This is a genomic window from Pseudomonas sp. Y5-11, assembly GCF_022368695.1.
Lineage (GTDB): Bacteria > Pseudomonadota > Gammaproteobacteria > Pseudomonadales > Pseudomonadaceae > Aquipseudomonas > Aquipseudomonas parakoreensis.
This window is the reverse complement of sequence record NZ_CP058974.1, coordinates 2,639,554-2,664,752: the sequence shown is the minus strand read 5'-3', so window position 1 is coordinate 2,664,752 and position 25,199 is coordinate 2,639,554. Positions and strand designations below refer to the sequence as shown.

23 protein-coding genes and 1 pseudogene are annotated in these 25,199 nt (G+C 60.3%); 1 reads left to right on the top strand and 23 read right to left on the bottom strand.

The window, feature by feature from the left end:
* Positions 1-40 precede the first annotated feature (40 nt).
* From HXW87_RS11960 to HXW87_RS11890, 15 genes are all read right to left on the bottom strand, one after another.
* Positions 41-433, bottom strand: a complete 393-nt coding sequence (locus HXW87_RS11960; RefSeq protein ID WP_007961680.1) for a DUF2802 domain-containing protein — start codon at positions 431-433, stop codon at positions 41-43.
* A complete protein-coding gene (locus HXW87_RS11955; RefSeq protein ID WP_003222936.1) occupies positions 434-919 on the bottom strand; it encodes a chemotaxis protein CheW in 486 nt (161 codons plus the stop codon).
* Between the two features lie 90 nt (positions 920-1,009).
* Positions 1,010-1,972: a CheW domain-containing protein gene (locus HXW87_RS11950; protein ID WP_239778960.1), complete on the bottom strand. Its 963-nt coding sequence runs from the start codon at positions 1,970-1,972 to the stop codon at positions 1,010-1,012.
* 118 nt (positions 1,973-2,090) lie between these two features.
* On the bottom strand, positions 2,091-2,879 hold the full coding sequence (locus tag HXW87_RS11945) for a ParA family protein (RefSeq protein WP_003222933.1): 789 nt from the start codon (positions 2,877-2,879) through the stop codon (positions 2,091-2,093).
* A 43-nt stretch (positions 2,880-2,922) separates the two neighbouring features.
* A complete protein-coding gene (motD, locus tag HXW87_RS11940; protein ID WP_003222931.1) occupies positions 2,923-3,813 on the bottom strand; it encodes a flagellar motor protein MotD in 891 nt (296 codons plus the stop codon).
* 15 nt (positions 3,814-3,828) lie between these two features.
* Positions 3,829-4,569 carry a flagellar motor protein gene (locus HXW87_RS11935; protein ID WP_007967839.1) on the bottom strand — a complete coding sequence of 247 codons (741 nt, stop codon included), beginning with the start codon at positions 4,567-4,569 and terminating at the stop codon, positions 3,829-3,831.
* Complete coding sequence (locus tag HXW87_RS11930; protein ID WP_239778959.1) at positions 4,569-5,705, bottom strand: chemotaxis response regulator protein-glutamate methylesterase; 1,137 nt, start codon at positions 5,703-5,705, stop codon at positions 4,569-4,571. Before HXW87_RS11930 ends, HXW87_RS11935 begins: the two co-directional genes overlap by 1 nt.
* A gap of 49 nt (positions 5,706-5,754) precedes the next feature.
* Positions 5,755-8,034 (bottom strand): chemotaxis protein CheA, encoded by a 2,280-nt coding sequence (locus HXW87_RS11925; protein WP_121184361.1) that lies wholly within the window; start codon positions 8,032-8,034, stop codon positions 5,755-5,757.
* A 54-nt stretch (positions 8,035-8,088) separates the two neighbouring features.
* Positions 8,089-8,877, bottom strand: a complete 789-nt coding sequence (locus HXW87_RS11920; protein ID WP_027613919.1) for a protein phosphatase CheZ — start codon at positions 8,875-8,877, stop codon at positions 8,089-8,091.
* An 18-nt stretch (positions 8,878-8,895) separates the two neighbouring features.
* The gene (locus HXW87_RS11915) at positions 8,896-9,267 is read right to left on the bottom strand and encodes a chemotaxis response regulator CheY (RefSeq protein ID WP_003183998.1); all 372 of its coding nucleotides are present in this window, start codon (positions 9,265-9,267) and stop codon (positions 8,896-8,898) included.
* Positions 9,268-9,434: 167 nt separating this feature from the next.
* A complete protein-coding gene (fliA, locus tag HXW87_RS11910) occupies positions 9,435-10,175 on the bottom strand; it encodes an RNA polymerase sigma factor FliA (RefSeq protein WP_007920004.1) in 741 nt (246 codons plus the stop codon).
* The gene (fleN, locus tag HXW87_RS11905; protein ID WP_003222917.1) at positions 10,172-11,002 is read right to left on the bottom strand and encodes a flagellar synthesis regulator FleN; all 831 of its coding nucleotides are present in this window, start codon (positions 11,000-11,002) and stop codon (positions 10,172-10,174) included. Before fleN ends, fliA begins: the two co-directional genes overlap by 4 nt.
* A 113-nt stretch (positions 11,003-11,115) precedes the next feature.
* The gene (gene flhF, locus HXW87_RS11900) at positions 11,116-12,456 is read right to left on the bottom strand and encodes a flagellar biosynthesis protein FlhF (RefSeq protein ID WP_047292565.1); all 1,341 of its coding nucleotides are present in this window, start codon (positions 12,454-12,456) and stop codon (positions 11,116-11,118) included.
* 11 nt (positions 12,457-12,467) lie between these two features.
* Complete coding sequence (flhA, locus tag HXW87_RS11895) at positions 12,468-14,597, bottom strand: flagellar biosynthesis protein FlhA (RefSeq protein WP_041072957.1); 2,130 nt, start codon at positions 14,595-14,597, stop codon at positions 12,468-12,470.
* A gap of 401 nt (positions 14,598-14,998) precedes the next feature.
* Positions 14,999-18,130 (bottom strand): Ig-like domain-containing protein, encoded by a 3,132-nt coding sequence (locus HXW87_RS11890; protein WP_239778958.1) that lies wholly within the window; start codon positions 18,128-18,130, stop codon positions 14,999-15,001.
* A gap of 898 nt (positions 18,131-19,028) precedes the next feature.
* On the opposite strand from HXW87_RS11890, the pseudogene HXW87_RS11885 reads away from it, so the two are divergent.
* Positions 19,029-19,388: pseudogene (locus HXW87_RS11885) on the top strand (hypothetical protein).
* Between the two features lie 242 nt (positions 19,389-19,630).
* On the opposite strand, the gene flhB reads toward HXW87_RS11885, so the two are convergent.
* Genes flhB through fliL form a run of 8 tightly spaced genes read right to left on the bottom strand, consistent with a single transcriptional unit; the run spans position 19,631 to position 25,036 of the window.
* Positions 19,631-20,770, bottom strand: a complete 1,140-nt coding sequence (gene flhB / locus HXW87_RS11880; protein ID WP_121184357.1) for a flagellar biosynthesis protein FlhB — start codon at positions 20,768-20,770, stop codon at positions 19,631-19,633.
* Positions 20,771-20,773: 3 nt separating this feature from the next.
* On the bottom strand, positions 20,774-21,559 hold the full coding sequence (gene fliR, locus HXW87_RS11875; RefSeq protein WP_047292556.1) for a flagellar biosynthetic protein FliR: 786 nt from the start codon (positions 21,557-21,559) through the stop codon (positions 20,774-20,776).
* Positions 21,560-21,562: 3 nt separating this feature from the next.
* Positions 21,563-21,832, bottom strand: a complete 270-nt coding sequence (gene fliQ, locus HXW87_RS11870; protein WP_041072975.1) for a flagellar biosynthesis protein FliQ — start codon at positions 21,830-21,832, stop codon at positions 21,563-21,565.
* Positions 21,829-22,587, bottom strand: a complete 759-nt coding sequence (fliP, locus tag HXW87_RS11865; RefSeq protein ID WP_095667178.1) for a flagellar type III secretion system pore protein FliP — start codon at positions 22,585-22,587, stop codon at positions 21,829-21,831. Before fliP ends, fliQ begins: the two co-directional genes overlap by 4 nt.
* Positions 22,587-23,039: a flagellar biosynthetic protein FliO gene (gene fliO, locus HXW87_RS11860; RefSeq protein WP_047292553.1), complete on the bottom strand. Its 453-nt coding sequence runs from the start codon at positions 23,037-23,039 to the stop codon at positions 22,587-22,589. Before fliO ends, fliP begins: the two co-directional genes overlap by 1 nt.
* Positions 23,040-23,501, bottom strand: a complete 462-nt coding sequence (gene fliN, locus HXW87_RS11855) for a flagellar motor switch protein FliN (RefSeq protein WP_164747895.1) — start codon at positions 23,499-23,501, stop codon at positions 23,040-23,042. It abuts the gene before it with no gap.
* A 53-nt stretch (positions 23,502-23,554) separates the two neighbouring features.
* Positions 23,555-24,523, bottom strand: coding sequence for a flagellar motor switch protein FliM (fliM, locus tag HXW87_RS11850; RefSeq protein ID WP_003222890.1), 969 nt, complete (start codon positions 24,521-24,523; stop codon positions 23,555-23,557).
* Positions 24,524-24,532: 9 nt separating this feature from the next.
* The gene (gene fliL / locus HXW87_RS11845) at positions 24,533-25,036 is read right to left on the bottom strand and encodes a flagellar basal body-associated protein FliL (RefSeq protein WP_041072981.1); all 504 of its coding nucleotides are present in this window, start codon (positions 25,034-25,036) and stop codon (positions 24,533-24,535) included.
* Between the last annotated feature and the right edge of the window lie 163 nt (positions 25,037-25,199).

The following is a 25,199-nucleotide window of genomic DNA, read 5'->3' as shown; positions in this document are numbered from 1 at the left end:
GCAGGAGCTGCCGCAGGCTGCGATCTTTTGATCTTCAGCTTCAGCTTCTGTGCAGCTTGCGCATCAACTCCGCCTCAGCCTGGGTCAAGCCACAGGACTGAGTCAGCTCATCGACACTCGCGCCCATGCCCACCAGTTTCGCCGCCTGGGCGAACGACAGGCTCGACGGGTCGCGCTGTTCCAGCGCCACAATCTTGTCCGGCAACGGACCGACTACCGAGCGCAGCTCGTGCAGGGCTTCGCCCATGCGCACGTTGCCGTTCTGGTAGTCGTCAACGCGCTTGGCCAGGTCCTTGATGCGCTGGTCACGCAGCGCATCGCCCTGAGCCTGTTGCGCAGCGATTACGCGCTGCGCCTTGATGTACGCCAGAAACATTGCCAGCGTGCCTGCCCAGAACAGAAACAGGACAATGACCGCAACTTCGAGAATCAATCAGATGCTCTCCAGTTCCGACCATTCTTCTTCGCTCATCATCTTGTCCAGCTCGACCAGGATCAGCAACTCGTTGTTCTTGTTGCACACGCCCTGAATGAACTTGGCCGACTCTTCGTTACCGACGTTCGGCGCGGTCTCGATTTCCGACTGACGCAGGTAAACCACTTCGGCCACGCTGTCGACCATGATCCCGACCACTTGCTTGTCGGCTTCGATGATGACGATACGGGTGTTGTCGCTGATCTCGCCACTGTTCAGGCCGAAGCGCTGACGGGTGTCGATCACGGTGACCACGTTACCGCGCAGGTTGATGATGCCCAGCACGTAGCTTGGCGCACCCGGTACCGGAGCGATTTCGGTGTACCGCAGGACTTCCTGCACGCGCATCACGTTGATGCCGTAGGTTTCGTTGTCCAGCTTGAAGGTCACCCATTGCAGGATCGGATCTTCAGAACCTTTTGCATTCGTCGCCTGACTACTCATACCCTGACCCCTCGAAAAAACCGCACTGGGCGGTGTGTGTTCTGTGTGGAGGCATTGAAAAATGCCTTCGCCTGACTGTTATGTCGGCTGCTATGTCGATTTATGTAGCGGCTTGTGGCCGCCCATGTGCTTTGCCCCGCCGCTGGCGATCAACTCGGCCAGCGCGGCTACATCAAGTAATGCACACATGTGCTCAATCACCGTGCCGGCGAGCCATGGCCGCTGACCCCGGTGACTTCTCCATTTGATTTCATTCGGATCCAGACGCAACGAACGGCTGACCTGATGCACCGCCAGGCCCCATTCGTAACCTTGTACCGAAATCACGTACTGCAGGCCCTGACGGAAGTCATCGCGATAGCGATCCGGCATGACCCAACGCGCGGTGTCCAAGACTTTCAGATTGCCGGCCTGGCTCGGCAGAATCCCGAGGAACCATTCCGGCTGCCCGAACAGCGGCGTCAACTCGTGGCCGGCCAGCGAATAGATCGAGCCCAGGCACACCAGCGGCACCGCCAGCGTCAGCCCGGCGACATCGAACAACAGGCACTCGAACGCTTCGGCAGCCCAGGCCGGACGGCCATCGGTGTCCACCGGGGGCGGCGTGTTGCTCGGTGGCAGGTGAACTTCCACCACCGGAGGCACCCGCGTCTGTTCGACGGGTGCCGGCGCAACCGGCGCAGGTTCGGTCACAACCGGTTCCGGCGCGGTTTTCAGCAATTGGGTCTGCAGCAGCGGGGCGAGTGTCGAAACCGGCGCGCGCGGCGGCTCGGCTTGTTCGATCAGCGCCACCGGCGCCTTGGCGATCGGTGCGGCGACAGGCGCGACAACCGGGGCGGCAGGTTTGGCGGCTTTCTGCGCATCACGCGCCTGCTCTTCCAGTACCGCAGCCTGAAACTCATCCAGCGCCGCAGCACTTTCGGCCACCTCGACCGGCGCCTCGACCGGCATTTCCACTGGCGGCAACTCGTCAGGAATCTCCTGCAGCAAGCTGTCCAGATAGGACTGCAGCGCCAGTTGCGGCTTCGACGTCAACTTCAGCGGCCGATTCATACGCCCCCCCCTGTAGGAGCTGCGGAACGCTGCGATCTTTTGATCTTTTCAGAAGCACCACAAAGCAAGATCAAAAGATCGCAGCCTGCGGCAGCTCCTACACGAAGAGAGATCATGCTCAGGCCACCTGCGGAACAAGTTGTTGCGCCAGCAGGTGCTTGAGCAACGCGCGGTACGCCAGCACCCCACGACTCTTGCCGTCGAATTGCGAAGGCGTGACCCCGGCCCGGCTGGCGTCGCGCAAACGGGTATCGACCGGGATGTACCCCTGCCAGATCTCTTCGGGGAATTTGTCGCGCAGCACGCGCAAGGTGCCCAGCGACGCCTGGGTGCGGCGGTCGAACAGGGTTGGCACGATGCTGAACGGCAGCGCCTGTTTGCGCGAGCGGTTGATCATCGCCAGGGTGTTGACCATGCGCTCCAGGCCTTTGACGGCCAGGTGCTCGGTCTGCACCGGGATCACCAGTTGCTGGCTCGCGGCCAGGGCGTTGACCATCAGCACGCCGAGCAACGGCGGGCTGTCGATGATCGCGTAATCGAAGTCCTGCCACAGCTGCGCCAGACTCTTGGCGATCACCAGGCCCAGACCACTCTGCCCCGGCGACTGGCGCTCGAGGGTGGCCAGTGCGGTACTCGACGGCAACAGGGAAATGCGTTCGTCGCTGGTCGACAACAGCAACTGCCCGGGCAAACCCTGCGGCACGCTGCCCTTGTGCAGAAACAGGTCGTAGTTGCTGTGTTCCAGGCTGTCGGGGTCGTAGCCGAAATAGCTAGTCATCGAGCCGTGCGGGTCGAGATCGACCACAACCACGCGCTTGCCCGCCTCCGCCAGCAACCCGGCTAAAGCGATGGAAGATGTGGTTTTACCGACACCACCCTTTTGATTGGCGACTGCCCAGACTCTCATTCGGTTCGTTCCTCCCGGCCGAGATCCTCGACCGAGACATAGCTCAGCGTATTAATGCGGGCGACGGAGAATTGACGGCACTCTCGCGTCCCGGCGTCTTGACCGGGGTCGGTGCAGTTTGTGTGCCAGCACGCTTCAATGCCGCGTCCGGTTGCGCATTGGCGGTTCCGGTCCCCGTCAGACTGCGGCGCACATCGAGGTTGCGCGACACCACCAGCACCACGCGACGGTTTTTCGCCCGGCCTTCGGCGGTGGCGTTGTTGGCCACCGGCTGAAACTCCCCGTAGCCCACCGAGGCCAGACGCCCAGGGTTCACGCCCTGCATCGCCAGCATGCGCACGATGCTCGCCGAACGCGCCGAGGACAACTCCCAGTTGGTCGGGTATTGCGCGGTGCGGATCGGCTGATCGTCGGTGAAACCTTCGACGTGGATCGGGTTGTCGAACGGTTTGAGGATCGCCGCGACCTTGTCGATGATGTTGAAGGCGATGTCGCTCGGCATCGCGTCGCCACTGCCGAACAACAGGCTGGAGTTGAGTTCGATCTCGACCCACAACTCGTTGCCGCGCACAGTCATCTGGTTGGAAGCAATCAGGTCGCCGAACGCGGCACTGATGTCATCGGCAATGCTTTTCAACGGATCGCTGGCCCCGGCGATACCGGCATCGACCTGCTCGCTGTCCTTGACCAGCGGCTTGGCCGGGGTCACGGTTTTCGGTCGTTCCTCACCAATCGGAATCGGCTTGAGCGAGCGATCGGAGTCGGTGAAAACCCCGATCAGCGCTTCAGAAATGACTTTGTACTTGCCTTCGTTGATCGACGAGATGGAATACATCACCACAAAGAACGCGAACAACAGCGTGATGAAATCCGCGTAGGACACGAGCCAGCGCTCGTGATTAACGTGTTCTTCCTGATGCCTGCGGCGAGCCATAGTCCATTACCCCCATCAATCCATGAAGCCCTGAAGCTTCAGCTCGATAGAGCGAGGGTTTTCACCTTCGGCGATCGACAAAATACCTTCCAACAACATTTCGCGATAACGCGACTGCCGCAACGCGATTGACTTGAGCTTGGCCGCCACCGGCAGCAACACCAGGTTGGCACTGGCCACGCCGTAGATGGTCGCGACGAATGCCACGGCAATACCGCTGCCCAATTGCGTCGGATCAGCGAGGTTGCCCATCACATGGATCAGGCCCATCACCGCACCGATGATGCCGATGGTCGGCGCGTAGCCGCCCATGCTTTCGAAGACTTTGGCCGCTTCGATGTCGCGGGCTTCCTGGGTGTAGAAATCCACTTCGAGAATGCTGCGGATCGCTTCCGGCTCGGCGCCATCGACCAGCAGTTGCAGGCCCTTGCGCGAGTAGTTGTCCGGTTCGGCATCGGCGACGCCTTCCAGGCCGAGCAGGCCTTCCTTGCGCGCGGTGAGGCTCCAGTTGACCACGCGGTCGATGCCGCCAGCCAGATCCACCCGTGGCGGAAACAGGATCCAGGCGAGAATCTGCATGGCGCGCTTGAAGGCGCTCATCGGCGATTGCAGCAGCGCTGCACCGATGGTGCCCCCGAGAACGATCAGCGCCGCCGGGCCGTTGGCCAGCGCGCCGAGGTGACCGCCTTCAAGGAAGTTGCCGCCGATGATGGCGACGAACGCCAGGATAATCCCGATAAGGCTTAGAACATCCATCAGATACACGCCTCGACGATGTGCTTGCCGATGTCGTCCAGGCCGTAAACCGCGTCAGCCAGATCGGCTTTGACGATAGCCATCGGCATGCCGTAGATCACGCAGCTTGCTTCGTCTTGGGCCCATACCGAGCTGCCGCCCTGCTTGAGCAGACGCGCGCCTTCACGGCCGTCGGCGCCCATGCCGGTGAGGACCACCGCCAGAACTTTGTCGCCGTAGGACTTGGCCGCCGAACCGAAGGTAATGTCCACGCACGGCTTGTAGTTCAGACGCTCGTCGCCCGGCAGGATTTTCACCGCGCCACGGCCGTCAATCATCATCTGCTTGCCACCCGGGGCCAGCAGCGCCAGGCCCGGACGCAGGATGTCGCCATCCTCGGCTTCCTTGACGCTGATGCGGCACAGCTTGTCCAGACGCTCGGCAAAGGCTTTGGTGAACGCCGCCGGCATGTGCTGGATCAGCACGATCGGTGCCGGGAAGTTTGCCGGCAACTGAGTCAGCACCCGTTGCAGCGCAACCGGACCGCCCGTGGAGGTACCGATGGCAACCAGTTTGTAGGCTTTGCGTTTCGGAGCCGGCGACGACGCGCTGGCGGCTGGCGCGCGAGCAGGTGCTGGAGCCGGCGCCGGACGCGTCGGAGCAGCAGTGCTGTGGCTGCTGAAACTCGAAGCCGCCGGGGCTGGCGCAGGCGTCGGTGCAGCGGCCGGAGCCGGCGCACTGTAGGCACTGAAACGACGATTGGTGCGCGAGATGCTATGGACCTTCTCGCACAGCAGTTGTTTGACCTTCTCCGGGTTACGCGAGATGTCTTCGAAATTCTTCGGCAGGAAATCCACCGCGCCAGCGTCCAGCGCATCCAGGGTCACCCGGGCGCCTTCGTGGGTCAGCGAGGAGAACATCAACACCGGGGTCGGGCAGCGTTGCATGATGTGCCGCACGGCCGTGATGCCATCCATCATCGGCATCTCGTAGTCCATGGTGATCACGTCCGGCTTGAGGGCCAGGGCCTGATCGATCGCCTCTTTACCGTTGGTGGCCGTGCCGACCACCTGGATGCTCGGATCCGCTGAAAGAATTTCCGAGACGCGGCGGCGGAAAAAACCCGAATCGTCCACCACCAGGACTTTGACTGCCATAAACACTCCATTAGGTGCAGCGGGACGTTGTCGTCCCGCCGCCCCGGATTCAAATACGCTTCGTCGCGTAACGCTTGAGCATGCTTGGAACATCGAGGATCAGCGCGATGCGGCCGTCACCGGTGATGGTGGCGCCGGACATGCCCGGAGTGCCCTGCAGCATTTTGCCCAATGGCTTGATGACCACTTCTTCCTGGCCGACCAGTTGATCGACGACGAAGCCGATCCGCTGGGTGCCCACCGACAGGATCACCACATGGCCTTCACGCTGCTCTTCGTGAGCGGCGGAGCTGACCAGCCAGCGCTTGAGGTAGAACAGTGGCAACGCCTTGTCCCGCACGATCACCACTTCCTGGCCATCCACCACGTTGGTGGTCGACAGGTCGAGGTGGAAAATTTCGTTGACGTTGACCAGCGGGAACGCAAACGCCTGATTACCGAGCATGACCATCAGGGTCGGCATGATCGCCAGGGTCAGCGGCACCTTGATGACGATCTTCGAGCCCTGGCCCTTGGTCGAGTAGATGTTGATCGAACCGTTGAGCTGGGAAATCTTGGTCTTCACCACGTCCATGCCGACACCACGGCCGGACACGTCGGAGATCTCGGTCTTGGTCGAGAAACCCGGGGCGAAGATCAGGTTGTAGCACTCGGTATCGCTCAGGCGATCGGCCGCGTCCTTGTCCATCACACCGCGCTTTACCGCGATCGAACGCAGGACGTTCGGGTCCATGCCCTTGCCGTCGTCGGAGATCGACAACAGGATGTGGTCGCCTTCCTGCTCGGCCGCCAGTACCACGCGACCGCCACGGGCCTTGCCCGAAGCTTCGCGCTCTTCCGGCGACTCGATGCCATGGTCGACCGCGTTGCGCACCAAGTGGACCAGCGGGTCAGCCAGGGCCTCGACCAGGTTTTTGTCGAGGTCGGTTTCTTCACCCACCAGTTCCAGGTTGATCTCTTTCTTCAACTGACGCGCGAGGTCACGAACCAGACGCGGGAAGCGCCCGAAGACCTTCTTGATCGGCTGCATCCGGGTCTTCATCACCGCGGTCTGCAAGTCAGCCGTGACCACGTCGAGGTTCGACACGGCCTTGGACATGGCTTCGTCGCCGCTGTTGAGACCCAGGCGCACCAGGCGGTTACGCACCAGCACCAGTTCGCCGACCATGTTCATGATTTCGTCGAGACGCGCGGTATCGACCCGCACGGTGGTCTCGGCTTCGCTCGCCGGTTTTTCCGGCGGCGGCGCAGCGGGCGCACGGGCCGGAGCCGGTGCAGCAGCGGCAGCCGGTTTCGGCGTTTCGGCTTTCGGTTCAGGCTTGGGCGCCGCTTTCGGCGCAGCAGCTGGAGCGGCAGCCTTGGCGGCAGGCGCAGCCACGGTCGACGCGGTGCCCGCAGCAGCGGCGCCAACGTCGGTGAACTTGCCTTTGCCGTGCAATTCGTCGAGCAGCGATTCGAATTCGTGATCGCTGATCAGATCGCTGCCGGCAGCGGCGGCCGCCGGTGCGGCAGGCGCCGCCGGTGCCGAAGCAATAGCCGATTCCAGTGCTTCGACGGCGAAGTTGCCCTTACCGTGCAACTGATCGAGCAGTGCTTCAAATTCGTCGTCGGTGATGTCCGAGCTGTCACCCGCCGCCGGTGCCGCTGGAGCAGCCGCAGTCGGTGCGACGGCGTCTGGCGCGAACTGGCCTTTGCCGTGCAGTTGATCGAGCAACGACTCGAATTCGGCGTCGGTGATTTCATCGCTGGCGGCCGCATCGGCAGCCGGCGCAGGCGCAGCAGCGGCCGGGGCTTCGGCTTCGGCCTTGACGGCGTTCAGCGAATCCAGCAGCTGTTCAAATTCGTTATCGGTGATGTCGCCCGAATCGTTCGAATCGCCTTCGACGACCAGCTCTTCGATCATCTCGGCCACCGGCGAAGCCGGGGCTTCGTCGGCCGATTGCGGTTCGGCCAGACGCGCCAGCGCGGCCAGCAGTTCCGGAGTGGCCGCCGTGATCGGTGCACGTTCACGGACTTCGCTGAACATGCTGTTCACCGCGTCCAGTGCTTCAAGCACCACGTCCATCAGTTCTGCATCAACGCGACGCTCACCCTTGCGCAGGATGTCGAACACGTTTTCGGCGATGTGACAGCACTCCACCAGCTCGTTGAGCTGAAGGAAGCCGGCGCCCCCTTTTACAGTGTGGAAACCGCGAAAAATTGCGTTGAGCAGATCTGCGTCATCCGGGCGGCTTTCCAGCTCGACCAGTTGCTCGGACAGTTGCTCAAGAATCTCGCCGGCCTCAACCAGGAAATCCTGAAGGATCTCTTCATCGGCGCCGAAGCTCATTAATGGGGTGCTCCTACAGGTCTAAAAACCCAAAAAACCTAAAATTCCAAAACTCTAGAATCCGAGGCTGGATAACAAATCGTCCACATCGTCCTGACCGGACACAACGTCTTCTCGTTTATCGGCATGAATCTGCGGACCTTCACCCTGCGAGAGATGTTTTTGTGGATCTTTTTCTGCAAGCATCGCGGCACGGTCGTGTTCGATGCCCGCAAAGCGGTCAACCTGACTGGCCATGAGGACGAGTTTGAGCAAATTGCTTTCGACTTCGGTGACCAGTTGGGTCACACGCTTGATCACCTGACCGGTGAGGTCCTGGTAATCCTGAGCCAGCAGGATGTCGTTCAGGTTGCTCGACACCGCACGGTTGTCCGTGCTGCTGCGTGACAGAAAACCGTCGACCCGGCGCGCCAGTTCGCGGAACTCTTCAGCCCCGACTTCACGACGCATGAAGCGGCCCCAATCGGTGCTCAGCGCCTGGGCTTCTTCAGCCAGGCCATTGACCACCGGGGTCGCGCTTTCCACCAGATCCATGGTGCGGTTGGCCGCGGCTTCGGTCAGCTTGACCACATAGCCCAGGCGTTCGGTGGCGTCGGTGATTTGCGACACTTCCTCGGCCTGCGGCATGTGCGGATCGATCTGGAAGTTGACGATCGCACTGTGCAGTTCGCGTGTGAGCTTGCCCACTTCCTGATACAGGCCACGGTCACGGGTCTGATTGAGCTCATGGATCAGTTGCACAGCGTCGCCGAACCTGCCTTTTTCAAGGCTCTCGACCAGTTCGACCGCGTGTTTTTTCAGGGTCGATTCGAAATCGCCCTGTGAAGATTCGTTATGCTCCATAGCTCCCCCGCGCGTTCATCAGCCGATGCGTTCGAAAATCTTCTCGATTTTTTCTTTCAGCGCCTGAGCCGTGAAAGGTTTGACCACGTAGCCGTTGACGCCGGCCTGGGCCGCTTCGATGATCTGCTCGCGCTTGGCTTCGGCAGTCACCATCAGCACGGGCAGGTGCTTGAGTTTTTCATCGGCACGCACGTGGCGCAGCAGGTCGATACCGGTCATGCCCGGCATGTTCCAGTCCGTTACCAGAAAGTCGATGCTTCCGCTGTTGAGCACCGGAATGGCAGTGGTGCCATCGTCGGCCTCGACGGTGTTGGTGAACCCCAGATCACGCAGCAGGTTCTTGATGATCCGCCGCATCGTTGAGAAGTCATCAACGATGAGGATTTTCATGTTCTTGTCCAATTCGACCTCCAAGCAGTCTTAAACGCGCCCAGCACCTGGACGCGCCATTTCAATCAATCCGGCAAAGCACTCGATGACTGTCTGGAGCACAACAGAGCAAGACCGGTGCCGTTCATCACCGCACCAGCCTCGTTCGCAGTGTCCCCACACTGCCTTCAGCGCGCTCGCCACTCCCCCAAACGCCCCCGCAAACGGGCCGCGCACTGGCTGTGTAACTGGCTGACCCGCGATTCACTGACGCCAAGGACTTCACCGATTTCCTTGAGGTTCAGTTCTTCGTCGTAGTACAGCGCCAACACCAGTCGCTCACGCTCCGGCAAATTGGCAATCGCGTCCGCCAGCGCAGCCTGGAAGCGTTCATCTTCCAGATCGCGTGACGGCTCAAGATGAGCACTGGCGCCATCCTCGTGCAGCCCTTCGTGTTCGCCGTCCTGCAGCAGGTCGTCGAAACTGAACAGCCGGCTGCCCAGCGTGTCATTCAAAATCCCGTAGTAATCATCGAGACTCAATTGGAGTTCGGCCGCAACCTCGTGATCTTTAGCATCACGGCCGGTTTTAGCTTCAATTGAGCGAATTGCGTCGCTGACCATACGGGTGTTGCGGTGAACCGAGCGTGGTGCCCAATCCCCTTTGCGCACTTCATCGAGCATCGCGCCGCGGATCCGGATGCCCGCGTACGTTTCGAAACTGGCGCCTTTGCTGGCGTCATATTTGGTCGAGACTTCGAGCAGGCCGATCATCCCGGCCTGAATCAGGTCTTCGACCTGCACACTCGCCGGCAAGCGCGCCAGCAAGTGATAGGCAATGCGCTTGACCAGTGGCGCGTAACGCTCGATCAACTCGTACTGCGCGTCACGTGCCGATTTCTTGTAGTAGTTCATACCGCTGGCGGTCATAACACAGGCCCTGCCGTTTGCTGCACGAGGCGCTCGACGAAAAACTCAAGGTGCCCACGCGGGTTGGCAGGCAGCGGCCAGGTATCGACCTTCTGCGCGATCGCCTTGAACGCCAGCGCGCACTTGGAACGCGGAAAGGCTTCATAGACTGCTCGCTGCTTCTGCACGGCCTTGCGCACGCTTTCGTCGTACGGCACCGCGCCGACGTATTGTAAGGCGACGTCGAGAAAGCGATCCGTGACCTTGGTCAACTTGGCGAACAGGTTGCGCCCTTCCTGCGGGCTCTGCGCCATGTTGGCGAGGACGCGGAAGCGGTTCATGCCGTAGTCGCGATTGAGCAGTTTGATCAGCGCGTAGGCGTCGGTGATCGAGGTCGGCTCGTCGCAGACCACCAGCAACACTTCCTGCGCCGCGCGCACGAAACTGACTACCGAGTCACCAATGCCCGCAGCGGTGTCGATCACCAGTACATCGAGATTGTCGCCGATGTCGCTGAACGCCTGAATCAGACCGGCATGTTGCGCCGGGCTCAGGTGCACCATGCTTTGGGTGCCGGAAGCGGCCGGCACGATGCGGATCCCGCCGGGGCCCTGCAACAGCACGTCGCGCAGCTCGCAGCGGCCTTCGATCACATCAGCCAGCGTGCGTTTGGGGGTCAGTCCCAGCAGAACGTCGACGTTCGCCAGCCCCAGGTCGGCGTCCAGCAGCATGACCCGACGGCCAAGCTCTGCCAGCGCCAGAGACAAGTTCACTGACACGTTAGTCTTGCCGACGCCACCTTTGCCGCCGGTCACCGCGATCACCTGTACGGGATGCATGCTGCCCATGTTATTTCTTTACCTTGTCTTGCATAGACGGAGGCCACATTACTGGCTGCGCGTTCACAACCGGAACAATGCATGGCAGACCATCGATGTAGGTACAAAAACTGTTCATTACCTCAGCCAACCTGCTTGGTCGGGCTGTGGTAGATATCAGCGAACATGTCAGCCATGGCTTCTTCGCTGGGTTCTTCCTGCATTTGCACGCTGACAGCGCGGCTGACCAGCTGATGACGGCGCGGCAGATGCAGATCATCCGGAATCCGTGGGCCATCGGTCAGGTACGCGACCGGCAGTTCATGACTGATCGCCAGGCTCAACACTTCGCCAAGGCTGGCCGTCTCATCCAGTTTAGTCAGGATGCAGCCGGCAAGCCCGCAACGCTTGTAACTGTGATAAGCGGCGGTTAGAACCTGTTTCTGGCTGGTGGTTGCCAGCACCAGATAATTTTTTGAACGGATGCCACGCCCGGCCAGACTTTCCAGCTGCATGCGCAGCGCCGGATCGCTGGCCTGCAGGCCGGCGGTATCGATCAGCACCACGCGCTTGCGCAGCAATGGATCCAGCGCCTGCACCAGCGACTGGCCCGGGTCGACGTGGGTCACCGGCACGTTGAGAATCCGCCCCAGGGTCTTGAGTTGTTCCTGCGCACCGATGCGGAAGCTGTCCATGCTGACCAGCGCGACATTCTGCGCGCCGTACTTGAGCACGTAGCGCGCAGCCAGTTTGGCCAGGGTGGTGGTCTTGCCCATGCCGGCCGGGCCGACCATGGCAATCACTCCACCCTCTTCCAGCGGCTCGACTTCCGGTACGGCAATCATCCGCGCCAGGTGCGCGAGCAACATGCGCCAGGCCTGACGCGGTTCTTCGATGTCAGTGATCATCGCCAGCAAATCGCGCGACAACGGCCCGGACAGACCGATGCGCTGCAGGCGGCGATACAGATTGGCCTGTGCCGGACGGCTGCCTTGCAGCTGGTTCCAGGCCAGGGTGCCGAGCTGTACTTCCATCAGCTCACGCAGACTGTTCAATTCGAAACGCATCGAATCCAGCGCACGCGGATCGACACCCGCCGATGCCGGTGCAGGTGCCGGCGCCGGACGCGCCGGGGCGGCGTAGGTCGGTTCGCTCAACGGCTCGGCAGCGGTCAGTGGCAGGCCGGCCGTCAACGGCAGCCCGGCAAAGATCTGGCGATTGCTATTGCCATCGGCTTCGCCACGCAGGCTCAGTTCGGCCTGAGCGGTGACGATGCGCGACTGGGTCTTGCGCAGTTCGTCCTCGAGTTCCATGTTCGGAACCCGCGGCGCCAGCGCCGACAATTTGTAATCCAGCGCCGCCGTCAGCTCGACACCGCCGGCAATGCGGCGGTTGCCAATGATGGCGGCATCAGCGCCCAGCTCATCACGAACCAGCTTCATGGCCTGACGCATATCGGCGGCGAAAAAACGCTTAACTTGCATAAACCACTACCTCAGCCGTTGGGCCCTACTGTCGCAACGATGGTCACTTGCTTGTTGTCCGGAATTTCCTGGTAGGCCAGCACGTGCAGCCCCGGGACGGCGAGGCGACCGAAACGCGAGAGCATCGCGCGGATCGGGCCTGCTACCAACAGGATCACCGGTTGACCTTGCATTTCCTGGCGCTGCGCCGCTTCGATGAGCGAACGCTGCAGCTTCTCGGCCATGCTTGGCTCCAGCAGAACGCCCTCTTCCGAGCCTTGTCCTGCCTTCTGCAGACTATTGAGCAATATTTGTTCCAACCTTGGTTCCAAGGTGATCACAGGCAGCTCGGAGTCAGTGCCTACAATGCTTTGGACGATGGCGCGGGATACGCCGACGCGTACGGCGGCCACCAAAGCGGCGGTATCTTGACTCTTGGCGGCGTTGTTGGCGATGGCTTCGGCAATGCTGCGGATGTCGCGTACCGGCACGTGTTCGGCCAGCAATGCCTGCAGCACTTTGAGCAATTGCGACAGCGACACCACACCCGGCACCAGCTCTTCAGCCAGTTTCGGCGAGCTTTTGGCCAGCAATTGCATGAGTTGCTGCACTTCTTCGTGGCCGATCAGCTCACTGGAGTGTTTGTACAGAATCTGGTTCAAGTGGGTTGCGACCACGGTACTGGCGTCGACCACGGTGTAACCGAGCGATTGCGCCTGCGCGCGCTGGCTGACTTCGATCCACACCGCCTCCAGGCCGAAAGCCGGATCTTTGGCGGTAATGCCGTTGAGCGTGCCGTAGACCTGCCCCGGGTTGATCGCCAGTTCTCGATCCGGGTAGATCTCGGCTTCGGCCAGGATCACGCCCATCAGGGTCAGGCGATAGGCACTCGGCGCCAGATCGAGGTTGTCACGGATGTGCACGGTCGGCATCAGGAAGCCCAGGTCCTGCGAGAGCTTCTTGCGCACGCCCTTGATCCGCGCCAGCAACTGCCCGCCCTGATTGCGATCCACCAGCGGGATCAGGCGATAGCCGACTTCCAGGCCGATCATATCGATCGGCGTCACGTCATCCCAGCCCAGTTCCTTGGTTTCCATGGCGCGGGCCGGCGACGGCAGCAGTTCCTGCTGACGCTGAACTTCCTGCAGCGCCTGCACTTTGGCGACGTTCTGCTTTTTCCAGAACAGGTACGCGCCACCGGCGGCCAGCGCAGCCATGCTCAGAAACGAGAAATGCGGCATGCCCGGGACCAGGCCCATGACCGCCATCAGACCTGCCGCCACCGCCAGGGCTTTGGGCGAGGCGAACATCTGCCGGTTGATCTGCTTGCCCATGTCTTCCGAACCGGAAGCACGGGTCACCATGATCGCTGCCGCTGTCGATAACAACAGTGATGGCAATTGCGCCACCAAACCGTCACCGATGGTCAGCAAGGCGTACACCTTGCCGGCGTCAGCGAAGTTCATGTTGTGCTGGAAGATACCGACCGCCATGCCACCGATGAGGTTGATGAACAGGATCAGCAAGCCGGCAATGGCGTCACCCCGCACGAACTTGCTGGCACCGTCCATCGAACCGTAGAACTCCGCCTCTTGCGCGACTTCCTGACGGCGCGCCTTGGCCTGGTTCTGATCGATCAAACCGGCGTTGAGGTCGGCGTCGATCGCCATTTGTTTGCCGGGCATCGCATCGAGGGTGAAACGCGCACTCACCTCGGAAATCCGCCCGGCACCCTTGGTCACCACGACGAAGTTGATGATCATCAGGATCGCGAACACCACGATACCGACCACGTAGTTACCACCGATCACCACTTCACCGAAGGCCTGGATCACCTTACCGGCGGCGGCGTGGCCGTCCTGCCCGTGGAGCATCACCACCCGCGTCGAGGCCACGTTCAACGCCAGCCGCAACAGCGTCGCCACCAGCAGAATCGTCGGGAACACCGCGAAATCCAGCGGCCGCAGCGCGTACACGCAGACCAGCAGGACGACAATCGACAGGGCAATGTTGAAGGTGAAGAACACGTCCAGCAGGAACGGCGGCACCGGCAGCATCATCATGGCCAGCATGACCAGCAGCAACAACGGCACGCCCAGATTGCCTCGACTGAGGTCGGCAACATTCGAGCGAGCAGTGTTGAATAACTGAGAGCGATCCACCGGTTTTCCCCGTTCCTTTAAAGCAAACTTTTGACGCCCGAAGCAGGCGCACGGCGGCTATTGCAAGAAGCCTTCCAACTTTTGCCGGGGATTGAAATTGAAGTTTGTTTCGGGGAATTGTCTTGCCTGAAGCCGGGCGCCCTGGAGCCGACCGCAAAACAGACGCGGGACGGCTATCACCATTAGCGCAGGTGAACAAAAATCAGAAAAACCGCGCACTGACGAATTTATCAGGCAATCAAAATTTGCTCTGGCTTAATTTCACCAAGAAGCAAGTCGCGGCCCACCAGATAGCCCGTCCCCTTACGGACGGCCTACCTCCTTCCTCGACATACTCTTGCTCAGGACAGCCAAATGTCACGATTTCCTCAGACTCATGAAAATGACACATGCCTGACCGACTACGTCGGGAAATACCCCATTACCCGAGAGCGAGTCGCCCCATCGGATAAAAGCACGTTGCGACTGCCCATTCTCCCGTCGCTCTCGAGCAACGAATGTTCGATCGCATACAAGTGCGGGTATGAAAGATTGACCGACACAAATCGCCCGTAATACAAGCCCCGCCCACCATAAATAGGCGTCACGTCAACAAAGTTGGTTTGCAAAATCCCCCATCCCATGGGTTGTCCACTGTTGTCCATGCTGACGGCACCGAATTGCCTGAACCAGGCGCCGGCCTGGGCTGCGGTCATGAAGGTATCGTTCAATATCAGCCGGTGGACATTCATCACCCGCACCGGATAGGCCACCTGGTTTCCATCGGCATCCGTCACCGTGATGGTGGTTGATTGATTACTCAGCCCCGACACTTTGCCGTTGGCATCGACCGATGCTATGCCGGCATTGGCTGAACGATAGGTGTAAGGCGGCCGTCCACCCGTTGGCACGCGCACTTGCACGTTGTTGACGACCTCCAGCTCGCGTAATCCATACGCTGCGCCGCCCAACAGTTTCCAGCCATTCAAAAGCATCGGCTGAGTATCAATCGCCAATTTCTGTGTGACTTTGACGGTATACCGCGCCACCGGTAGCACCAGTGCCGTGTCCTCACCATCAGAGCTGCCCAGCGCTATTTTGCAGGTCACCTCACAGCCAGAGAGATCCTTCAGTTCAAAGAACCAGCTTCGCGCCGCCTTGACGCTGATGCCTTGAGTCACTTCTTCGGCAGTCAACGCGGTACCGGGGCGCAATACCAACGGCTCAACGCCCTCGCCGCTGACCATGATCCAGACGCGCTGCCCGACCTCGGCAATCGGCAGCGGCGGCTTGACCACGCATGTGAGGTCAGTCTGGATGATTCTCAGATCGATCAGCGGTACAGCACCGGCTTCGACGATATGCGGCCGAGTCAGGACGGGATCACCGTCACTGATTGTCTTGACCGTCAAATTCAACGGCCTGGACTGGATCGTCTTGCCATTTCTGAGCAGCTCGTAAAGAACTTCAACCCGTTTTCCCAGATTTTCCACAATGAATGAAGGCCGCAGCACAAAGAATGCAACGTTGTCAGTATTCAACTGCTGAGGAGCAAACGTCGGCGAGCCATCTCCCGGCGCGCCTTTGACCAGCAATCGCACTTGATCACCCGGGCGCGGGCTGGCCACATGGACACGCGCGCGGGCACCACCATTATTTTCCAGCGGGTCAAGTACGCCATCAGGCGCGCGCCGAACAGTTGGTGGCTGCAACGACTGCGCCGGGTCGCCGATATACAACTCGAGCAACGCGGATGATTGCGGCAGTTCGTCTGGCCGCTCGATCCACCAAAGCAGATTGAAGAACTGCTCCCGATAGAATTCGATAGCCTCGCCGTCCAGCCAGAACTCAAGGTCCTTGCCTGCCTGGGTTTGATCTATCGGCAACTTGTCCCGAAAAACCACGCCGCCCGCATCCCCACGACCTTCCACGTGCACCACATCGCCCAAGCGGGTATAGGCAGCCGCCGCAACTTGAATATCCGTGCCGTACGGCACCTGCGCAGGATTGAGCACACCGTCCACGGCCCCCCCAACCTGCGGCGCTGGCAAGACGGGTTTGAGTTCACCGATGCGCGCATTCGTCGCCTCGGAAACCAGCGCAGGATTCAACGTGGCGTGACTGACTTCAAAAGAGACAACGACCGACCCTCGATTCAATGGGGCGATGTCCTTGCCGGTTACGTTAAAGGCAATAGCCTGGCCGACCAATCGATCACTGACGTCGCGATACGTCTGATACAGGTGCGGACGCCCGGAAGCACTGGTTCCCAGCCACGTCAATGTGACTCTGAAGCCCTTTTTTATCCGGTCATCGGGACCGCACAACACCACAGTCCGGCTTAGCGCAGGATCCAGAGTGCCACCCACCAGATCCGTTATCAGCGGCGCCGGCAGTCGCAAGGTCTTTCCTTGCAACGTAAAGACATAGATCTCTGAACGATTTTGCTCACCGTCAGCTTTGGTCCGCAGGTAATCCACTTGCACCTGGCCGGAAGCGCTGGCAAGCACAACGGAATTGGGAACTTTAAAAGACTGAATGCCGAGACGACTAATCGATTGCTCTTCACTGTGCTCGACCACTTCACCGCTTTGCGTTGTAGCTGCCCATCGAAGCAGTAGTTTCTCTTTCAGCGCAAAGCCGGGGCGCGTAATGATCTGAACCTCCAGGTCGTCGAATCCAACCTCATCAAGACTGACCAGATCTTCATAGGCGAGAGGAACGAATACCGGATCGAGCCAGTTGTTGTCTGGATCGCTGACGACGGTCGTACGCTCCGAAAAGTCGCTGACGTTCTCTACCTGATCTTCGATCTGATAGACCACCACCGCCGGATTCGCGGGGCCCGCAACCCGGATATTCTCTGGCGAAATGAAAACACTGATCTCTTTTCCGACCTCGCCCTCCAGCACCGTGTAGGGCGTGACAGCAATACCGTGGAAACGGAGTTTCAACTGGTCCCCTTTGGTCATGAAGGGCCAGGGAGGAATGATCGCCGTGACCCCCTCGGCAGCCACTTCCTCGTCAATGACCTGCCCGGGCTTCAACTGAAGTCGAGCCGGTTTGAGTCGTTGATGGCCGGGCAAGTCCGGCTCGGGATCGTTGCCGCCCGGCGGATCGATCTTGAACCAGACCTCGATCTGCGCCCCCTCGGGGGGCTGACCGCTTTTGCGCAGAATCTCGTAGCGCAAGGTATGCACGCCGGCCGGAACCTGATTCGCAGCGATGTGCATCACCACGTCGAGATTACCGTGATCAGCAGGCAACACCGAGGTGGCAACCAGATTCTTATCGACGTACAGTCGAATGGTGTCCTCTTGCGCCATATTCAGATAAGCCTGAACCAGTACCCGAAGTCCCTTGGCACTCGTATAAAGCAAGGGGCGGTTGACCCCCACTTGCGCCGGGGGAAAATCGATACCTGTGAACTGCCCGGGGATATTGGGCGGGTACAGCGAAAAGAGCCCCAGACCTCCGCTGGAGTCAAAAGGGACAATGTCATGTTGCGTATCGTCAATTTCATCCGAAATCGGCATCACCATCAAACCAATCATTGCCCTGCTCCTGAAAAAATCTGTGGCGGCTTGCCAAGGATCTGGAGAGGGCATTGAAAACTTCACGACAACGTTCGACCACTGTCAGAACTAACAGGTACGTGCAGATTTCAGACAAACGGCACTGACACCGCGCCCACCTCATACCGGCGTCGCAGCGCAGGACGCAACCGGGGATCGCGCAATTGATAATGCTTGGGGAGCTGGCGGTGAATCGGGCGCTGGATAATCTGCAGTTGCCGCAGTAGAACGCTTCTCTGACCTCTGTAAAAACTGCCGAAGGCTCGGGCCGCGACCGGACGATCTTTCGCTTTTCAAAAGCCAGATCAAAAGATCGCAGCCTTGGGCAGCTCCTACACCGATCTTTGTAGGAGCTGCCCAAGGCTGCGATCTTTTGATTTTGTAGCCGAGCGGTGATTCATCGGGGAAATTGCGGCGCCTGGACTGACGCTTTCGCGAGCAGGCTCGCTCCCACAGTGGAAATGCATTCCAAATCCGGGAGTGAAATACATTCCGAATGTGGGAGCGAGCCTGCTCGCGAAGGGGTCAGTGCAGTCAGCGCAAATTGCTCTTTTAAACTCTGGTGTTTAAGACACTTGAAGACACGCCTTTTGGGCTACACATCCTTGCGCCATTGCCTACAGCTAAGCCAGAATCTGCCGGCTTGTGCGCCTTGAGGTCGGGTTCTATTGTGGGTCGGTCGCTGATTGTTCAGTGATCGGGTTTAGCAGCCCGGATTTTTCTCTAGACGCACAAAGTCCGTTGCCGTTATGGCGGCTTTGCGTGGGGCACTTCGGTGCGCCGGGTTCTAGAGTCCTGGTCTGCTAACCCGCGTACAGCCGCCACCTCCTTCGTTAGCAGCGAACGGTGTCGGCCTCACCACTCTAGAGGCTTCATCATGATCAAACCAACACCCAACCCACCCGAAACCGACGCCACCTCCCCCTACGAATCCCTCGACTCAAAAAAACTCCACGAAGCGGCCGACCGCGCACTCGACCACTACCTCTGCCCGCCCGGCGGCGCCCCCATTCAACGCAAAACCCGCTCGATGTAAGCCGTGACCGCAGACTTCAAAAACGAGGAGCTGCTGGCCGATGCCTGCGAAACCCTCGCGTCAGCCAGAACCATCGCCCACGACTTCGCCCACCTCATACCCGCCTCGCAGCGACGAACGCTGCTGGGCATCGCGCAATTGATCATGCTTGGGGAGCTGGCGGTGAATCGGGCGTTGAATAATCTGGAGTTGGCGGGCTAAGAAGGCAGACAAGAACCTGTGGCGAGGGGATTCATCCCCGATCGGCTGCGCAGCAGCCGCAAATCCTGAATCCTTGATATTTCGGGGATCGTGGCGGTAGGTTTTGGGGCTGCTGCGCAGCCCGTCGGGGATGAATCCCCTCACCACAATGACGGCGACAGGAACCAAAATATCATTGGGTCAGGCATAAAAAAACCGCCGCCTCGTCAAATCGGGGCGGCGGTTTTTTCATCACAGTGACGTCAGGAATCGCGCCGCAGATCCGGCGGAATCGGCAAATCGTCCTTGAGCGGATCCGGGCGCTTGCCCTTGCCGGCGCGGTACTGGCGGATCTGGTAGACGTAGGCCAATACCTGAGCGACCGCCAGGTACAGCCCACCGGGGATTTCCTGTTCCAGCTCGGTGGAGTAGTAAATCGAGCGTGCCAGCCCGGGCGATTCGAGGAGCATGACGTTGTTGGCCACGGCGATTTCGCGGATCTTCAGCGCGAGGAAATCGCTGCCCTTGGCCAGCAGGACCGGCGCGCCGCCCTTCTCCGAGTCGTACTTGAGCGCCACGGCGTAGTGGGTCGGGTTGGTGATGACCACGTCGGCGTCGGGAATCGCCGCCATCATCCGCCGCTGCGACATCTCGCGCTGGGTCTGGCGGATGCGCTGTTTGACCTCCGGCCGGCCTTCCTGATCCTTGTGCTCGTCGCGCACTTCCTGCTTGGTCATCAGCAGTTTCTTGTGGCTTTCCCACAGCTGCACAGGCACGTCCACCGCAGCGATGATGATCAGCCCGCAGGCCAGCCACAGCGAACTCCAGCCCACCAGCGTCACGCTGTGAATGATCGCCTGCTCAAGCGGTTCATGGGCGATCCGCAGGAAGTCATCGATGTCGGCCGACAACACCATCAAGGCCACGAACAGCGTGATGATGAACTTGGCCAGCGCCTTGACCAGTTCGATCACGGCCTTCATCGAGAACATGCGTTTAAGGCCCGCAGCGGGGTTCATCCGGCTGAATTTCGGCGCCATGGAGCCGGCAGCGAACAGCCAGCCACCGAGGGAGATCGGCCCGATCAATGCGGCCAGCAACAGTGTAATCATGACCGGCTGGATCGCTAACAGGGCAATCTTGCCCGAAACCAGCAGGAAGGTGCCCATGGATTTCTCGTCCATGATCACTTCCCGCGAAAGGTTGAAATTGAGGCGCATCAGGTCCATCAACTCCTGCGCCAGCATGCCGCCAAAGATCAGCAGGCCACCAGCGCCAGCAAGCATCACCGCCAGGGTGTTGAGCTCTTTTGAGCGGGCAATCTCACCCTTCTCACGGGAGTCCTTTTTGCGTTTCTCCGTGGGGTCTTCTGTTTTGTCCTGACCGCTTTCGCTCTCAGCCATGCCTCAGCGCGCCCGTGCCAGTTCGCGTAGCAACTGCAGGGCCTCGGAGGCCAGCGGTTGATACTGATTGAGGATGTCCGCCAGACCGACCCAGACGATGAACAGGCCCAGTACCAGGGTCAGCGGAAAACCGATGGAGAAAATGTTCAGTTGCGGCGCGGCGCGGGTCATCACGCCGAACGCGATGTTGACCACCAGCAGCGCGGTGACCGCCGGCAACACCAGCAACAACGCCGCCCCGAGCACCCAACCGAGCTTGCCGGCCAGTTCCCAGTACTGCGCCGTCATCAAGCCGCCGCCGACCGGCAGCGTGGTGAAGCTCTCGGTGAGCACTTCGAAGACCACCAGATGGCCGTTCATTGACAGGAACAACAACGTCACCAGCATGGTGAAGAACTGGCCGATGACCGCCACCGAGACGCCGTTGGCCGGGTCGACCATCGAGGCGAAGCCCATGCCCATCTGGATCGCGACAATCTGTCCGGCCACGGCAAACGCCTGGAAAAACAGTTGCAGGGAAAACCCCAGCACCGCGCCGACCAGAATCTGCTCGCCAATCAGTAACCAGCCACTGAGCGCCAGCGGATTGACCGCCGGCATCGGCGGCAGCCCCGGGGCAATGCACACGGTAATGGCCACGGCGAAATACAACCGCACGCGGCGTGACACCAGGGTGGTGCCGAACACCGGCATGACCATCAGCATCGAGGCGACACGAAACAGGGGCAACATGAACGACGCCACCCAGGTACTGATCTGGGTGTCGGTCAGCTGAAGCAGCGATTGCATGGCTTAGCCGATGACCATCGGAATGTTTTTGTAGAGCTGGATGATGTATTCCATGAACGTCTGCACGATCCACGGACCGCCCACAATCAACGTCACCAGCATCACCAACAGACGCGGCAGGAAGCTCAGGGTCTGTTCGTTGATCTGCGTCGCGGCCTGAAACATCGCCACCAACAAGCCGACCAACAGACTCGGCACCACCAGAATCGCGACCATCAAGGTGGTCAGCCACAGCGCTTCACGAAAGATATCGACCGCCACTTCCGGCGTCATGGCGAAACACCTCCGAAGCTACTGGCCAGGGTGCCGATGATCAGCGCCCAGCCATCCACCAGTACAAACAGCATGATCTTGAACGGCAGCGAAATGATCAGCGGCGAGAGCATCATCATACCCATCGCCATCAGTACGCTCGCCACCACCAGGTCGATGATCAGGAACGGGATGAAGATCATGAAACCGATCTGGAACGCGGTTTTCAGTTCGGAGGTAACGAACGCCGGCACCAGAATGGTCAGCGGCGCCTGATCCGGGGTGGCGATGTCGGTGCGCTTGGACAGACGCATGAACAGCTCCAGATCGCTGGTGCGAGTCTGGGCGAGCATGAAGTCCTTGATCGGTACCTGGGCCTTTTCCACCGCTTGCTGCGCGGTGAGTTTTTCCGCCAGGTACGGCTGCAGCGCATCGTTGTTCACCCGGTCGAACACCGGAGCCATGATGAACAGCGTGAGGAACAGCGCCATGCCAGTGAGGATCTGGTTCGACGGCGTCTGCTGCAAGCCGAGGGCCTGACGCAGGATCGAGAAGACGATGATGATCCGGGTGAAACTGGTCATCAGAATCACGGCCGCCGGAATGAAGCTCAGGGCAGTCATGATCAGCAGGATCTGCAGGCTGACCGAATACTCCTGCGCGCCGTTGGCGTTGGTGCCCAGCGTGATCGCCGGAATCGACAACGGATCGGCGGCGAACGCCAACGGCGCGGCCAGCATCAGGGCCAGCGTCAAGACGATGCGTAGCGCAGCCATTACTTCTTATCCTTCTGATCCTTGCCGAGAATCTTCAGCAGATGCTGGGCAAATTCCGGGGTCGCTTTTTCGCCGCTGCTCGGTACTTGCACCGGCTCCTTGAGCACATGCAGCGCGGTGATGGTGCCAGGACTGAGGCCCAACAGAATCTGCTCGTTGCCGACCTGCACCAGCATCAAGCGGTCACGCGGACCGAGCGCGCGGGAGCCGATCAGTTCGATCACCTGGCCCTTGCCCGCCGGCCCGGCCTGCTGCACCCGGCGCAGCAGCCAGGCGAGGAAGAAGATCAACCCCAGCACCAGCAACAGCCCGAACACCAGTTGCGTCAGTTGCCCGGCCACGCCGCTGCTGACCATCGGCGCGGTGGCAGCAGGCACGGTGGTCGCCGTCGACGGCTCGGCGGCCAGCACGCTCAATGGCAATGCCAGCAATGCCCAGAGAAACCGTTTCACTCAGCGCAGCTTCTTGATGCGTTCGCTTGGGCTGATCACGTCGGTCAGGCGGATGCCGAACTTCTCGTTGACCACCACCACTTCGCCGTGCGCGATCAGGGTGCCGTTGACCAGCACGTCCAGCGGCTCGCCGGCCAGACGATCGAGCTCGATCACCGAACCCTGGTTCAGTTGCAGCAGGTTGCGGATGTTGATATCGGTGCTGCCCACTTCCATTGAGATCGACACCGGGATGTCGAGGATCACGTCGAGGTTCGGGCCATCCAGCGTCACTGGATCGTTGTTCTTCGGCACGCTGCCGAACTCTTCCATCGGCAGACGGTTGGAGCTTGCCGCGCCAGCGTCGGCGGCCAGCAGCGCGTCGATGTCAGCCTGGCTGCCATCACCGGTCTCTTCCAGGGCTGCAGCCCATTCGTCGGCCAGTGCCTGATCGTCCTGGGCGTTCATTTCGTCGTTCATCATTTGTCCTCGGCGGGCAACAATTCAGTTAAATGCGTGGGGGTGAGAGCGGCGCTTCAGCGCCGCTCGATCGGCTCGATCACCTGCAACGCAAGGTTGCCTTTGTGCGAGCCCATCTTGACCTTGAAGGCCGGTACGCCGTTGGCGCGCATGATCATGTCTTCCGGCATTTCGACCGGGATCACATCCCCCGGCTGCATGTGCAGGATGTCGCGCAGTTTCAACTGGCGGCGGGCCACAGTGGCGCCGATCGGCACGTCGACATCGAGCACGTCCTGACGCAAGGCGTTGACCCAGCGCTCGTCCTGATCGTCGAGGTCCGACTGGAAACCGGCATCGAGCATTTCGCGCACCGGCTCGATCATCGAGTACGGCATGGTCACGTGCAGATCGCCGCCACCGCCATCGAGTTCGATGTGGAAGGTGGAGACCACGATCGCTTCGCTCGGGCCGACGATGTTGGCCATGGCCGGGTTCACTTCCGAGTTGATGTACTCGAAATTGACTTCCATGATCGCCTGCCAGGCTTCCTTCAGATCGACGAACGCCTGCTCCAGCACCATGCGCACCACGCGCAGTTCGGTCGGGGTGAATTCACGCCCTTCGATCTTGGCGTGACGACCGTCGCCGCCGAAGAAGTTGTCCACCAGCTTGAACACCAGTTTGGCGTCGAGGATGAACAGCGCGGTACCACGCAACGGTTTGATCTTGACCAGGTTGAGGCTGGTCGGCACGTACAGCGAGTGCACGTATTCGCCGAACTTCATCACCTGCACGCCACCGACGGCAACGTCCGCCGAGCGGCGCAGCATGTTGAACATGCTGATGCGGGTGTAACGGGCAAAACGCTCGTTGATCATTTCCAGGGTCGGCATGCGTCCACGGACGATGCGATCCTGGCTGGTCAGGTCGTAGCTTTTGACACTGCCGGGTTCGGCAGCGTTATCGGTCTGTACCAGACCATCGTCGACGCCATGCAACAGCGCGTCGATTTCATCCTGGGACAGCAGATCCTGCACGGCCATGTCGTGTTCCTACTGCAGTACGAAATTAGTGAAAAGCAACTGTTCGATCACCACTTTGCCCAGCTCTTTCTGCGCCACTTCCTGGACGCTGGCTGTGGCCTTCTGGCGCAACATCTCCTGGCCGACCGGGGTCGCCAGTGTGGCGAAATCCTGACCGGAGAAGAGCATCACCAGGTTGTTGCGGATCACCGGCATGTGCACTTTGAGCGCGTCCAGATCGGCCTGGTTACGCGCCAGCATGGTGATGCTCACCTGCATGTAGCGCTGACGGCCGTTCTGGTTGTAGTTGGCGACAAACGCCGGCGCCATCGGCTCGAAAATCGCCGGCTGCTTGCCGACCGGCGCGGTCTCGGCCGCGGCGGCAGGCTTGCTCTGAGCACTGTGCATGAAGTACCAGGTCGCGCCCACGGACACACCGATCGCCAGCAGCAGAGCCACCACGATCAGGATGATCATCTTGAGTTTGCCTTTGGTCGCGGGGTCTTTTACAGCTGCTGCTTCGCTCTTCGCCATGCCAATAATCCGTCACTAATCGGGTTTTCACAGTCGCACGGCAAGGCAAGAGCAAGTGTTATGCCAGAAGTGTCGGAGCGTTGGAGGAGCGGGATGCATGAATCGATACAAGCCCTGTGGGAGCTGGCTTGCCAGCGATAGCGATTGGTCTGACACATTGGTT